General features: G+C 65.8%; 11 protein-coding genes. 5 read left to right on the top strand and 6 right to left on the bottom strand.

The window, feature by feature from the left end:
• Positions 1-7 precede the first annotated feature (7 nt).
• Positions 8-592 carry a TetR/AcrR family transcriptional regulator gene (locus AC3IT0_RS18785; protein WP_489321172.1) on the top strand — a complete coding sequence of 195 codons (585 nt, stop codon included), beginning with the start codon at positions 8-10 and terminating at the stop codon, positions 590-592.
• A 138-nt stretch (positions 593-730) separates the two neighbouring features.
• A complete protein-coding gene (locus tag AC3IT0_RS18780) occupies positions 731-1,585 on the top strand; it encodes a hypothetical protein (RefSeq protein WP_489321171.1) in 855 nt (284 codons plus the stop codon).
• Between the two features lie 84 nt (positions 1,586-1,669).
• On the opposite strand, the gene AC3IT0_RS18775 is transcribed toward AC3IT0_RS18780, so the two are convergent.
• Both AC3IT0_RS18775 and AC3IT0_RS18770 read right to left on the bottom strand, forming a co-directional pair.
• Entirely contained in the window at positions 1,670-2,962 is a 1,293-nt protein-coding gene (locus AC3IT0_RS18775; protein WP_489321170.1) for an MFS transporter, read from the bottom strand.
• 26 nt (positions 2,963-2,988) lie between these two features.
• Positions 2,989-4,209 (bottom strand): M20 metallopeptidase family protein, encoded by a 1,221-nt coding sequence (locus tag AC3IT0_RS18770; protein WP_489321169.1) that lies wholly within the window; start codon positions 4,207-4,209, stop codon positions 2,989-2,991.
• 147 nt (positions 4,210-4,356) lie between these two features.
• Between AC3IT0_RS18770 and AC3IT0_RS18765 the strand changes: the two genes are divergently transcribed.
• Positions 4,357-5,391, top strand: a complete 1,035-nt coding sequence (locus tag AC3IT0_RS18765; protein ID WP_489321168.1) for an Lrp/AsnC family transcriptional regulator — start codon at positions 4,357-4,359, stop codon at positions 5,389-5,391.
• Positions 5,388-5,984, top strand: a complete 597-nt coding sequence (locus tag AC3IT0_RS18760) for a DnaJ family domain-containing protein (protein WP_489321167.1) — start codon at positions 5,388-5,390, stop codon at positions 5,982-5,984. Before AC3IT0_RS18765 ends, AC3IT0_RS18760 begins: the two co-directional genes overlap by 4 nt.
• A gap of 53 nt (positions 5,985-6,037) precedes the next feature.
• Here the strand turns inward: AC3IT0_RS18760 and AC3IT0_RS18755 are convergent, their stop codons facing one another.
• Positions 6,038-8,383: a transglycosylase domain-containing protein gene (locus tag AC3IT0_RS18755; RefSeq protein ID WP_489321166.1), complete on the bottom strand. Its 2,346-nt coding sequence runs from the start codon at positions 8,381-8,383 to the stop codon at positions 6,038-6,040.
• A 227-nt stretch (positions 8,384-8,610) separates the two neighbouring features.
• On the opposite strand from AC3IT0_RS18755, the gene AC3IT0_RS18750 reads away from it, so the two are divergent.
• The gene (locus tag AC3IT0_RS18750; protein WP_489321165.1) at positions 8,611-9,264 is read left to right on the top strand and encodes a PadR family transcriptional regulator; all 654 of its coding nucleotides are present in this window, start codon (positions 8,611-8,613) and stop codon (positions 9,262-9,264) included.
• A gap of 47 nt (positions 9,265-9,311) precedes the next feature.
• Here AC3IT0_RS18750 and AC3IT0_RS18745 read toward each other — a convergent pair whose 3' ends face one another.
• From AC3IT0_RS18745 to AC3IT0_RS18735, 3 genes are read right to left on the bottom strand one after another with little or no spacing between them, the layout of a single operon-like run.
• On the bottom strand, positions 9,312-11,042 hold the full coding sequence (locus AC3IT0_RS18745; RefSeq protein WP_489321164.1) for a CocE/NonD family hydrolase: 1,731 nt from the start codon (positions 11,040-11,042) through the stop codon (positions 9,312-9,314).
• The gene (locus tag AC3IT0_RS18740; RefSeq protein ID WP_489321163.1) at positions 11,035-12,003 is read right to left on the bottom strand and encodes an MBL fold metallo-hydrolase; all 969 of its coding nucleotides are present in this window, start codon (positions 12,001-12,003) and stop codon (positions 11,035-11,037) included. The genes AC3IT0_RS18745 and AC3IT0_RS18740 overlap by 8 nt, the downstream gene beginning before the upstream one ends.
• A complete protein-coding gene (locus AC3IT0_RS18735) occupies positions 12,000-12,932 on the bottom strand; it encodes an alpha/beta hydrolase (protein WP_489321162.1) in 933 nt (310 codons plus the stop codon). The genes AC3IT0_RS18740 and AC3IT0_RS18735 overlap by 4 nt, the downstream gene beginning before the upstream one ends.

The following is a 12,932-nucleotide window of genomic DNA, read 5'->3' as shown; positions in this document are numbered from 1 at the left end:
CCGAGCCTTGGGTATCCGTGAAGAGCGCCGCGCCCAGATGCAGCGCGAGATCCAGGGCGCCACGCTGGACCTGGTCGAGGAACAGGGCCTGGATGCCACGACGATCGGCGATATTGCCGCGCGCGTGGGTATTTCCGAGCGCACGGTCTTTCGCTACTACGCCTCCAAGGAGCACGCGCTCATGCCGGGCCAGCAGGGCTTGATCGACACGCTGGTCGCAAGCGAGAGCGCGCACGCCAGCGCCTCCGGGATCCTGGGGGACCTGCTGGCCGTGTGCCGCAAGCTCTTTGCCCTGGAGGTCGAACAGAGCGATTTCCGCAGGATTTCCCGCCTAATGGTCCAGGAGCCGGAGATGCTGCGGGTTGTCACGCGGCAGGAGCGGAACCTGGTCGATGCACTTAGTGCGGCGCTGGTCCAACGGGGCCCGCTGGGGCCGATCCAGGCGCTCCTGGTTGCCGAGGTGGTGACGGCCGCCTGGCGCGTGGCCTGGCAGACTTTCGCCCGGCAGGAATTCGACGGCGTGGACTCCGATCCGGTGGACCTCTTCGATGAAACCGTACGCGAGTTGGGGAACCTCTTTCGGCGCACGTGAGGCACGAATCCTCGCGCGAAAGGACACTTGAGGCCCCAGGATCCGGGGCCTCAAGTGTCCTTTCGCGCATGGTGGTGGTCGCTCCTATGTCACAGGGGCCATCTGCCAGGCCGAACGCGCCACCGTATAGTTCACCTCATGGCGATGACCTACTTCCGCAAGATGACAAAACGTCAGGCTGCTACCGCCCTGGCCGAGTACCTGGCCGAACGCCCCGTTGCCCTGCAGCGGCTGCGGGACGAGCTCGCCGCCGACGACCGGGATCCGGAAACTCTGCTCGACGGCACTCCCGAGTCGCTCACGCCGCTGTGGCGGTGGGTCGCCACCCGGACCATGACGATGGAGGACAATCCCATCCCCTTCGACCCGGATGCGCTGGCCCCTACCTGGTGGCCGTCGTGGGCCCGGTACTCCTCGTGCCTTCGCCAGGGCACACCGGACGAGGTGGTGACCCTGCTGGACGGGTTCATCTCCTACCTCGGAGACGTCGTCACGGCCGCCGCCCCGGAAGCGGTGTGGCAGGTCGGCCAGCACCGGATCAAAGCCTACGTCCATTACCACCATCCGGTGCTCGCCAGCCCGGCCACCGACAATGACGGCCAGCTCTACCTGCCGGACATGGTCGCCGTCACCGCCAACCGGTTGCGGAATCGCATGGACCCGCTACGCGAGGACCGGTTTACCGTCTACGCGACCGGATTCATCGCCGAGCTGCGCGGTGAGGTCGAGAAGGTCCCGGTGGTGGAAGAACCACTCGTGGAAGTCGGCGAGGAGGACGGGGTCTTCGACGTCGGGCTGCACGAGGAGATAGCCCACGAGCACTCGCGGAAGGTGGACCGAATGGTCAAAGACCTCGCCGCCCAGCCTGGTATTGACTCCGTGTACCGGGAGGACCGCGAGGTGGTGCTGGTGACCGCCCCGGACTGGGACGCCGAGCGCCTCGAGCGGTGGGTCATCGACTGGCTTAAGGCCCGGCTGCCCGAGTTGAACTGACCCTCGCCAGGCATGCCGCCGACGGCGGGGAATCCCCGCCGTCGGCGTCTTTCGGTTTGCCGGATCTCCCGGCGGCGTTGCTGCCTAGTGGGTCAGGTCCTTGCCCTTCGTTTCAGGGATGGTGAAGACAAACGCGATGCTGATGGCCAGCAGGACCACCGCGTAGACGTTGAACAGGCTGGGCTGCCCGATGGACGCAAGCCAGGCCTGCAGGTACGGTGCGGTGCCGCCGAAGAGGGCCACGCAGATGGAGTACGGGACGCCCACGCCCACCGTGCGGATCTTGGTGGGGAAGAGCTCCGCGTAAACGGCCGGGACGATCGCTGCGCTGCCGGCGATGAAGAACAGCATCACGGACATGGTGACTGCCAGCTGCCAGGGCGAGTCCTTGAGCAGCCACGTCATGGGGAAGTGGAACAGCGCGGCGCCCGCGGCGCTCATGATCATGACGGGCTTGCGGCCGATGCGGTCCGACAGCTTGCCCCAGAACGGCAGCGCGGCGATGAACAGGACGTTGGCGATCACGCTGGCCCAGAGGGCTTCGCCGCGGTCCATCTTCAGGACCGAGGAGGCGTAGCTGGGGGTCACGACGCCCCAGATGTAGTAGCTCACGGTCAGGCCCACGGTCAGGCCGATCACCTGCAGGGCCTGCTTGCGGTGCTTGTAGATCTGCGGCCACATGGGCTCGTGCTTTTCCTTGGGGGATTCTGCCTCGAACGCCGCCGTTTCCTTCATGCGTGCCCGCATGAACAGGGCGTAGAGGCCCATGACGCCGCCGATCAGGAATGGCACCCGCCAGCCCCAGGCGTTCATGTCGGCCGTGCTCAGCACGTTGGACAGGGTGGCGCCGAGCATGGTGCCGGCGAGGATGCCGGCCGTGCCGGAGGTGTAAATGAGCGTTGCCCAGAAGCCGCGCTTTTCCTTGGGCGCCATTTCGGAGAGGTAGGTCTGCGACGACGGCAGCTCGCCGCCGTGGGCAAGGCCCTGGATCAGGCGGGCCACCAGGAGCAGGACCGAGGCAAAGGCCCCGACGGCTTCGAACGTGGGGGCGATGCCGATCAGCAGGCTGCCCAGGGCAGCGAGCCCCACCGCGAACGTCATGGACGTCTTGCGGCCGATCCGGTCACCGATCCAGCCGAACACAAAGCCGCCGAACGGACGGGCCACAAAGCCGACGGCGAAGATCGCCAGGGTGGCCAGGAAGGCCGACGTCGGATCCGCCTTGCTGAACAGCGCAGCGGCAATGAACGGCGAGAAGGTGGCATAGATGGCCCAGTCGTACCATTCAACGGCGTTGCCGATGCCGGTCCCGATGAGCGTTCGCAGGTGGGACTTGTGGACCTGGACGTCGGCTGGGACGCCTGCAGTTGTGGTCATTTTGTGCTCCAGGAGGTGAGGGAAATTCAGCGGGTCGAGGCGAGGGCAGCGATGCGGGAGACGGCCAGTTCTGCGTAAAGCGCGGTTCCGTCGGACAGCACGCCGTCGTCAAAAGCGGCGTAGGGGGAGTGGTTGAAGGCGGTTGCGGTGTGGTCGGCACCGGGGGCGACGGCGCTCAGGCCGATGAACGTCCCGGGTACTTCCGCGAGCACCCTCGAAAAGTCCTCAGAGCCACTGAGCGGCGTGGCCCAGCGGGTGAGCCGCGACGTTCCAAAGAGGTCCTCGATGGTCTTCTCCGCGGTGTGTGTTTCGTCGTCGTTGTTGACGGTGAGCGGGTATTCGTGGCGGTAGTCGACGTCCACGTCGAGGCCGTGGGCAGAGGCGATGCCCTTCAGCAGGGCGGGAACGGCGGACATCATCCGTTCCCTGGCGGCGTCTGAGAAGGTCCGGATGGTGGCTTCGATGCGGGCCGTTTCCGGAATGATGTTGCGCTTCGTGCCCGCCTGGAGGACGCCCACTGTGAGGACCACCGGATCAAACACGCTGAACTGGCGGGTGATCATGACCTGCAAGGCGGTCACCATTTCGGCGGCCGCCGTGACCGGGTCCTTGGCCGCGTGCGGGGCCGAGCCGTGGCCGCCGGCGCCAAGGACCGTGACAGTGAGTGCATCCGAGGCGCTGAGCATCACCCCAGGCTTGGTGCAGAACCGGCCGTGCGGCGCCAGGGAAGAAAAGACGTGCATCCCATAAGCGGCATCAACCCGGCGCCCGGCCGCGTCCAGCACGCCCTCGCGGATCATGTGGGATGCCCCGTCCCAGCCTTCTTCACCCGGCTGGAACATCAGCACGACGTCGCCGGCCAACTGGTGCCGGCGCTCGGCCAGCAGGGTGGCCGCGCCCGCGAGCATGGCGGTGTGGAGGTCGTGGCCGCAGGCGTGCATGGCGCCGTCGATCTTTGACGAGAACCGGGCGCCGGTCCGCTCCTGGACGGGGAGGCCGTCCATGTCGGCGCGCAGGAGGACCGCAGGCTTCGTTGCCGATGCGTGGGGTGCGGTGCCGCGCAGCACCGCAGTGACCGACGTCGTGCTCTTGCCCAGGGTGATTTCGAATGGCAGGCCGTCGAGCGCTTTGAGGACCTTTTCCTGGGTGCGGGGCAGTTCGAGGCCGATCTCCGGCTCCTGGTGAAGAGCATGGCGCAGCTGGACAAGGTCCGCCTGAAGCTCTTTCGCGTCGGTGGTGATTGACATCTGCTCTCCCTTTCAACAACCCGTCCGGTGACGGCCTGCTGTCCATTGTGTGGTGATATGGTTCACAAACTGCGAAATGGCAGGAAAAAATCAAAACTATGATTGAAACGGCAGGATTTATTCACACGAACGATAGAGGGCTGCGAAGTGGTACTCAGCGAGGAAGACCTTGCCCTGATCAACGTGCTGCAGGTTGCACCGCGGATCAGCTGGTCGGATGCAGCCGAGGTGCTGGAAGTGCACGCCACAACGCTGGCCGCGCGTTGGGACAGGCTGAGATTGTCGGGCGCGGCCTGGACAACGGCCCATCTGATCGGCGATCCCAAGCAGACGTGCTTGGCTCTGGTGAGCGTGGATTGCGAAATGCGGTTGCGGGCCGAGGTGACCGCGGCGCTCGCCGCCATCCCGGAAGTGGTAACGGTGGAGGAAGCTGCCAGTAACAGGGACCTCATGCTGACAGTCATCGCGCCCACCCTGGCCCGGTTCACGGATCATGTGCTTCCGCGGTTCAAGGAGATCCGCGGACTGTTGAAGTACCGGACCTCGCTGGGTACGCGCCTGCATGCCGCTGGCCATTTGTGGCGGCTCAATACCCTCGACAAGGCCAAGCTGCAGGCGCTCCAGGCCGTTGCCGGTCCCGCGGCCACCGGTTCGGCAGCACTCCAGCTCGGAGCCCCGCTGCCGCCGAGCCACCTGGACGTCATCCCGTTCCTGGCCCGGGACGGGCGCGCAGGTGCCGCGGAGATAGCCAGGAGCCTGGGCCGGAGCCAGGCGACGGTCCAGCGGCAGCTCAACAGGGTGATGACCAGCGGGCTGCTGACTTTCCGTTGTGAAATTGCCCAGAAGCTCTCCGGCTACCCGGTGAGCTGCCAGTGGTTCGCCAACGTGCCGCCTGGCCAGCATGAGGCCGCGGCCGCCGAACTCCGCGGCCTCCGCACCGTCAGGTTCAGCGCATCCACAACCGGAGGCACAAATTTTGTGATCCTCATGTGGCTGAATTCGCTGGCCGATGTGATGAACGCCGAACTGGCCCTCCAGCAACGCATCCCGCAGATCGATCTCGTGGAGAGCGTCGTGATCCTGAGCAACGCCAAGCGGATGGGCTGGATGCTGAACCCGGATTCGACGGCCAGCGGCGCCGTCGTCGTCTCGGGCGCGAAGATGCCGCCCCTGGCGCCATGAGCGGCGGGTCGGGATACTTCAAACGGCGCCTGGAGCGGGCTGCTGAGCTGCGGTCCTACCGCGCGGCGGGGATCAGCGCCGAAGAGGAGGCCGAGCTTGAGGGCGCCGAGGCCAAGGAACGGGACAAACGCCAGAAGGTGGACGATGCCCGGCGGGCGGAGTATCTGATCCGGGACGCCATGGCCCAGGGCAAATTCGACAACCTCAAATACGCCGGGAAGCCCATCCCCGGGCTCGGCGAGGCCTACGATCCGGACTGGTGGGTCAAAGGCCTGATTCAGCGTGAGAACATCAGCGGCCTGGGTCCCGCAGCCATCCTGCTCCGCACCGAAGATGCCCAACTCGACGGCCGGCTTGATGCCCAGTTCACCGAAAATCAGGTCCGGGACATCGTGGCTGACTTCAACGCCCGGGTGATCGACGCCCGGCGCCAGCTCCAGGGCGGCCCTCCCGTCATCACCAAGACGCGCGACATCGAAGCGGAAGTAGCGCGCTGGCGCGAACGCCGCGCCGCCCGGGCACCGGCCGCCCCGCTGGAATCGGAGCCGAAGCGCTCCTGGTGGCAGCGGCTCTGGCGCGGCACCACTCCATAGGGAACAGGCGAGGGGCAACGGACGACGGCGGTGCCTCCCGCCGTCGTCGGCTCCTAGCGTCTTCCGCCCGGGAAGCCGTTCTGAGGCGGAACGCCCGGAATCTCCGGCATTGGCGGGACTACAGGCGCGGGCGCAGGAGCAGGCGGCGGCTCGGGCGCGGGAGCCGGCGGTGGGGCCGGTGCCGGGGCTGGAGCGGGCGCAGGGGCCGGAATAGGCCTCGGCGCGGCCGGGGCGGGAGTCGGTTTCGGCGGGGCCACCATGGAAGCGGGTGGCGGCGGGAAGGGGTTGGCCGGGTAGAGTGGGGCGGCCTGGAGCATGTAGTTGACCCACTGCGGCCCGGCGATCATGTAGCCGTCAAGGCGCGGGTAGAACTGGCCGTTGATGGTGACGTTCTGGCCGGGGCGGTTTTGGCCTTCCAGTGCATCGCCGAAGAAGGACGCTGTGGCCAGGCCCGAGGTATAGCCCACCACCCAGGTGGAGCCGTTGTTGTTGGACGTGCCGGTTTTGGCGGCAACGGGCATGCGGGTGTGGATTTTTGGGTTGATCCACACGCCGGAGCCGACCTTCAGCACGTCCTGGAGCACTGCGTTGACGCCCCGGGCAACCTCCGGTTTAACGGCGTCGCGGCACTCGCTGGTCTGGCCCGCGAGTTTCCCGCCCGACACGTCCGTCACCTCAAGCACGGCAATGGGGGCACAGTACCGGCCGTCGTTGGCGAAGGTGGCGAAACCATTCGCCAGGTGGACAGGGGCCACGCCGATGGCGCCGAGAAGATTGCCCAGCTGGTGCATGTTGATCTGGGCGCCATCGAGTCCGCTGTGCAGCCCCACGGCGTCCACCATCTTCTGGATGCCGCAGAAATCGAGCTGGGTGGCCGAGGCGAAGGTGGCCGTGTTGATCGAGTTGTACAGCCCGTAGTTCACGGGCATGGGGCGGTAGTAGCCAAGATCAGCATTCTGCAGGTCATCGGCGGCGCCCAGCTCAGGGTTGTTCTGGGCCGTGCTGTAGGCGCCCAGCACCTTGCCGCAGCTGGACCGCCACGGGAAACCCAGCGGATACACCCGGCGGGAAGCGTCCACCGTCTGTGTCAGCGACTTGCCCTCGTTCAGCCATTCGGCGAACGTGAAGGGCTTCATGGTGGAGCCTGGCTGGAAGCCGCCCGCCCCGTTCAGGTCATTGCCTTGCGGATCGCGGGAGTCCACATTGAAGTTCAGCTGCGTATCGAACCTGCCCTCGGCAGGCAGGAACACCGTGTTCTGCGCCATGGCCAGGATTTTCCCGGTGCCCGGCTGGACCGTCACCAAGGACGCGCCCCAGCGGTCAGGATTCGCCCCGGCGGTGGCGTCCACCTGCGTCTGGGCCGCCGCCTGGAGCCGGCTGTCCAGCGTGGTGACGATGGTGAGCCCGCCCCGGTACAGCTTCCGCTCGCGCTCGATCAAAGTGGTGCCGTAGGCCGGGTTGTTCAGGATCAGATGCGAAATGTAGTCGCAGAAGTAGGGTGCCATCTGGGCGTGGGCGCAGCCCTGCTTCCCCGGACTGAGCGTGAGCTCGATGGGTGCTGCTACGGCGGCGTCGTGGTCCGCCTGGGTGATTTTGCCCGTGGCCAGCATCTCGGAAAGCACCTGGTTCCGGCGGTTTGTGGCCTGCTCCGGATTGACCGAGGGGTTGTAGTAGCTGGGGCTGTTGACCAGCCCGGCCAACAGGGCTGCCTGTGGCAGGTTGAGATCCGCGGCCGTGGTGCTGAAAAAATACCGCGCCGCCGCCTCGATTCCGTACGCTTCGCGGTTGAAGAACACAATGTTCAGGTAGCCCTCGAGGATCTGGTCCTTGCTGAACTTCTTCTCCAGCGCGATGGCCAGCTTCATCTCCCGGAGCTTGTCCCCAATGCTCTTCTGCCCGCTGAGAATGACCTCGTCGGTTTTGTCCTGGGACACGAAGGACTCGTTGATCACGTTGGTGACGTACTGCTGGGTAATAGTGGAGGCGCCCTGCCTGCCCTTGTTCGTCAGGTTGAAGATGGCAGCCCGGACGATCCCCTGCGGGTCGATGCCCGGGTGGTCATAGAAGCGGCTGTCCTCGATGGCCACGATGGCATCCCGGACAAAGGGCGATATCCGGTCCAGGGGGATCTTGATCCGGTTCTCGGTATAAAACGTGGCGATCGGCTGGCCGTCGGAGGTGAGGACTTTGGTGGATTGCGACGGCGGCGCAACGATCAGTTCCGAGGGCAGCTTTTCAAAGTAGCCGATGGAGGTGCTGACTCCGTAACCGACCGTGGCAACAGCGGGGACCACCAGGCTCGCGGCCAGGACGCCGCACGCGGCACTCGCCGCAAAGAATCCGATGACCCTTGCCAATGTGGCGGCCAACCGGTGCCTGCGTTTCTTTTGCTGCGCCATTGTTCAGCCCCAAGCTCGCGACGTGTGATCAGAATACGCCGCTGCACCTGCAGCATCCAGATTCTGGACGAACTGATGCCAAGCCGAAATTTGCCGCCCCCAAGTCTTGTTCTGGGTCTTATTATGCGATACATACCGATATATCGTTAAGTGTCGGTGAGTAGTTGACCGATAACCATTCAACAAAGGCAGAGCATTCAGGAAGACAGAGAAGGGACGATGCCACCATGAAAGGCATTCACGACGACAAGTTTTTGGAACCGCATTTCGAGCGGGGACAGTTTGAGCGGGGACGGTTTGAGCGCGGCAGGGGGCGCCGTGGACCGCACGGGCACCGCGGGGGAGGATTCGGCCCGGGCTTTGGGCCACGGGGCGGATTCGGTCCCGGGTTTGGTCCCGGGTTTGGACCGGGCGGAGGGTTTGGTCCCGGCTTTGGAGTCGGACCCCGGCGGGCAAGCAGGGGGGACGTCCGGTGGGCCATCCTCTCCCTGCTGGCAGAGGCTCCGTCCAACGGTTATGGCCTGATCAAGACCATTGCGGAGAAAACGTCGGGCGCATGGCGGCCCAGCCCGGGGTCGATCTACCCGACGCTCCAGCAGTTGGTGGACGAGGACCTCATTGCGCCCCTCAGCGAGGGCCGGCGGACCGATTTCACCCTCACCGATGCGGGCAGGGCCTACGTGGCCGACCATGCGGAGGAGCTGGAGAACGCGTGGAATAGCGATGCGGAAGGATCCGGGCCGGCGTTCTACGAGAGTGTGGGCAAGCTGATGGGGGTCATTCATCAGTTCCGCACGGCCGCCACGGAAGAACAGCGCAATGCCGCGGTGGAAAAGCTGGACGAAACCCGCCGCGCGCTCTACCAGATCCTGGCCGACTGAGCCCGCTCAGGTCAGACTGAACGGGCCCAGCCGGAGGTTGCTGGTGCTTAGCTCCCGGCCGTCCTGCGCGTGGTGAACGGTAGGACCAGCCGGGACTGGTGGGCGGCGTCGCGGTAGATCTTGTGGGTGACGGGCCGGCCCACCGGCAGGTGGAAGGCGTCCGGCGGAAGCAGCGCGTTGTGCTCGTCGGCCAGCGGCTCATTGTTCGAGAGCTCCACCACCAATTTGTGGCCCGGCGTGAACGTGTTCGCGAACGGGAAGAGGCGCAGCACATACTCCTCGATCTTCCCGGGTTCCACCGGCACGGAACGGGTGTGCGGGTGGCGCGGGCTGCCCTCGGTGGAGCGCTCGTCGAGCTCGCGGTGCGAGGCCTTGAGGTAGCCGGTGGTGATCAGCTGGCGCTTGCCGGTGGGGGCATAGTCCCACAGACGCAGGATGAAGTTGGTGTCCACCGCGTCGATTTCCGCGAAGATGTGCGCGGCGCCGGTACCGATCATCTCGGTGGCTTTCTCGAAGACCGGGGTTTCCCACGTGATGATCTCGACCTTGTCCGTCACCGTCAGCGGTGCCTGGTAGAAGCCGTCCGGGGCCGCATACTCGGCGCCCATGGTTTCCGGTTCGGTGGAGAGCCTGTGGCGCGGGCGCAGGTAGAGGTTCCTGTATTCGATCTCCTTCGGCGGCCAAGCCTCGGCGGTCACCGTTTCGCGGGAGCCCTCCACAAAGACGCTCACGGCAGGCTCATCCATCACGCCGTTGTCGATGCCCTTGATCCAGTAGTCGTACCACCGGAACATCTTGTCGTGTTCCTCGATGAAGGGCCGGGACTGCATGGGCGGGTAGGGGCCGATGTCCAGTTTCTTGGGGCCCTTGAGCTCGTTGAACAGGTCGATGGTGCCATCAAGGGTCCAGCCGCGGCCCTGGTCCAGCTGCAGCCAGACGGGGATGTCGATGTTCGGGGCGAGGGTGATGGGGTTGCGTTCTTCGTACCAGTCGCCGTCGAGGTCGTTCATGACGATGTCGAACCAGGCCTCGTGGTTCTTCGGGTAGTTCAGCACGTGCACCAGGTTGGGCCAGGCGGCGACGTCCGGGTCCTGCAGGCGCTCGTCGACGAGCTTCTTCAGCTCCTCTGGGGAGTACTTTTCGATCATGCGGGACTTCACGCCGTCGGTGAATGCCCAGCCGGAGTCGCCGCCGCGGCCTTCGCGGGCGGCACGCGGCATGAACCACATGATGCCGCCGTGGTAGGTGGTTTCGTAGAAGTCGTAGTGGCCGCCGGAGACGAAGATCGCCTTCAGGCTCGGCGGACGTTCGGCGGCGGCCAGGATCTGCATGGAGCCGAAGTAGGAGATGCCCACCATGCCCACGTTGCCGTCGCACCACGGCTGCTCGGCCACCCACTCGATGAAGTCGCAGGCGTCCTGGCCCAGGGACACGCCGCCGGCGTTGTAGTTGCCGATGTGCTCACCCTCGGAGTGGCCGGAGCCGCGCAGGTCGCCGATGACGTGGACGTAGTCTTCCTTGACGATGCGGGCGATGTCGCCGGCTTCGATGCAGCCGTCCCACATGGGGCTGGGACGCCGTTGCGGCGGAGTGGTCAGGGCGAGGGCCTGCAGTTCTTTGCCGTAGGGGCTCAGTGCCACCAGGGCCGGGCGCGGCTTGTCCTCGGTGCCCTGGTAGGCGTCGGCGGCGAGTTTGACGCCGTCGCGCATGGGGACCCGGAGGTCCTTGCGGACAGCAATCTTCTCCCCGCCGGCATTAAGTAGCTGGAAGTCATCCATGAGTGCTGATCTCCTCATCTTCGGTCGAATGGTCGAATGTGGTGCGGTAGCCGTGCATCGTTGTGAAGAACGGGGACGGCTCCAGGGTGGGGTCCCCTTCGTAGCCGAGCTCGCCGGCAACCGGAGCGAATGGCGAGTAGGCCGACGTCGTATCCTCCAGCCCTGCCTCCAGGCAGCGGCAGGCCGCGTCACTGACGCGGGCTTCGACGTCGATACTCTCCTGAAGAGCGCGTCGCGCCTGGGCAGCATTAAGTTCGACGCCGTAGGGCGTGCCGTCTGCACGCCGGTACGGGTGTCCCAGGTAGAGGTGCCGGGGACGGATTTCATCGCTCAGGTACTGAAGGCTTGAGCGGTAGCCGGCCGGATCCACGAAACCGGGGAAGCCGTTGGCTGCGCCATGGACCTGCACGGCGTCGCCCACGAACACGTCGTTTTGTCCGTCGATGACGTAGGCCACCGACCCCGGCGTGTGGCCCGGGATGGAATGGACGGAGACAGTAACATCACCGCCGAGGGAGATGGTCTCACCGCCCCGCACCAGCATCGTGGGCTCCATTTCACCGGAGATGACCGCGTTTGTGGCGGCCGTCAGCTTCGCCTCGCCGTCGGCGTCGTTCAGATACTGCGCCCGTCCGGCCAGGTATTCCTCCACGTGGGCCCGGCGCGAGCGGAGCATCGGTGCGTCGGCCTCGTGGATCACCACTTGGGCGCGACGTCCCGTGAGCTCCCACAGCGCGTAGGCGCCACCGATGTGGTCGATGTGTCCGTGGGTCAGGAAGATCCAGCGGACGTCCTCGATCCGGCGGCCGATCGCCTCCAGCGCCGGCACCATGCCTTCGGCGGGCGAGGATGCGATCCCCGTGTCCACGATGGCAGGCTCCGGCGCATCGATGAAGAAGCTGTAGAGACCGAAGCGGCCCCACGGGGAGACCAGGGGATGGACGGCGACTGATTCGGTCACTGCCCGGTCCTCGCGTTCAGGAAGCCGGCTGTTTCAAGGAAGGGCCGGTAGAACTCCGGGATCCAGGAGAAGTTCTGGACGAAGCCGTGGTTGGCTCCGGCGTACCGGCTGACAGTGGCTTCCACTCCGGCATCCCGAAGATGCTGGGCGTAGAGCTCGCCTTCGTCCCGCAGGGGGTCGTGCTCGGCCGTGATGATGAGGGCCGGCGGCAGGCCGGTCAGATCTTCACGCTTGATGGGGGAGACCAGGGGATCTGCCGGATCCGCACCGCCGTCCAGGTAGAAGGCGTTGAAGGGCAACAGGGCCGCCGTTTCCAGTCCGTAGCCTTCGGCGTTCTCCCGCATCGAGGGGTAGCGGTCGACGTCGAAATCCAGGTCCACGGACGGGTAGAACAGAATCTGGTGCGTGACGCCGTCGAACCCGTCATCGTAGGCCTTGGCCGCCACGGCTGCCACAAAGTTGCCACCGGAACTGTCGCCCGCAATAGCCAGGTTCTGTCCGTCCCAGCCCAGGGTATTGCCCTGTTCGGCGGCCCAGCGGACCACCGCGTAGCAGTCCTCGAGTCCCGCCGGGAAAGCGGCCTCGGGGGCCAGCCGGTAGCCCACCGAAATGACCTTGTAACCGGTCTCCTTGGCCAGGGCGCGGGCCACGTGGTCATGGGTGTCCAGGCTGCCCAGGAAGAACGCTCCGCCGTGGAAGTACACCAGCACGCCGTACGCATCGGCCTCGGACGGTGTGTAGATGCGGACGGGCACCTCACCGGATTTGGTCGCGGCCGTGACGTCTTCGACGGCGTGCAGCGGCAGCCGCTCCGCGGGCGGGGCTACGTGTGCGGCCTCGCCCGCCCGCATTGCTGCGGGGTCGAGGGGCGAACCGTCGGGTGCCGGCAGGGTCGCCAGGATTTTGGCAATTTCAGGATGGATGGTCAT

The sequence above is a fragment of the Pseudarthrobacter sp. KH_020_B genome, assembly GCF_057840185.1.
The sequence above is the reverse complement of the archived record's forward strand: the minus strand, read 5'-3'. Positions and strand labels throughout refer to the sequence as shown.

Coding starts and splice junctions, on each gene's coding strand:
- AC3IT0_RS18775 (WP_489321170.1), bottom strand. CDS start 2,962: ATGACCACAACTGCAGGCGTCCCAGCCGACGTCCAGGTCCACAAGTCC.
- AC3IT0_RS18760 (WP_489321167.1), top strand. CDS start 5,388: ATGAGCGGCGGGTCGGGATACTTCAAACGGCGCCTGGAGCGGGCTGCT.
- AC3IT0_RS18745 (WP_489321164.1), bottom strand. CDS start 11,042: ATGGATGACTTCCAGCTACTTAATGCCGGCGGGGAGAAGATTGCTGTC.
- AC3IT0_RS18735 (WP_489321162.1), bottom strand. CDS start 12,932: ATGACCATCCATCCTGAAATTGCCAAAATCCTGGCGACCCTGCCGGCA.
- AC3IT0_RS18770 (WP_489321169.1), bottom strand. CDS start 4,209: ATGTCAATCACCACCGACGCGAAAGAGCTTCAGGCGGACCTTGTCCAG.
- AC3IT0_RS18750 (WP_489321165.1), top strand. CDS start 8,611: ATGAAAGGCATTCACGACGACAAGTTTTTGGAACCGCATTTCGAGCGG.
- AC3IT0_RS18780 (WP_489321171.1), top strand. CDS start 731: ATGGCGATGACCTACTTCCGCAAGATGACAAAACGTCAGGCTGCTACC.
- AC3IT0_RS18755 (WP_489321166.1), bottom strand. CDS start 8,383: ATGGCGCAGCAAAAGAAACGCAGGCACCGGTTGGCCGCCACATTGGCA.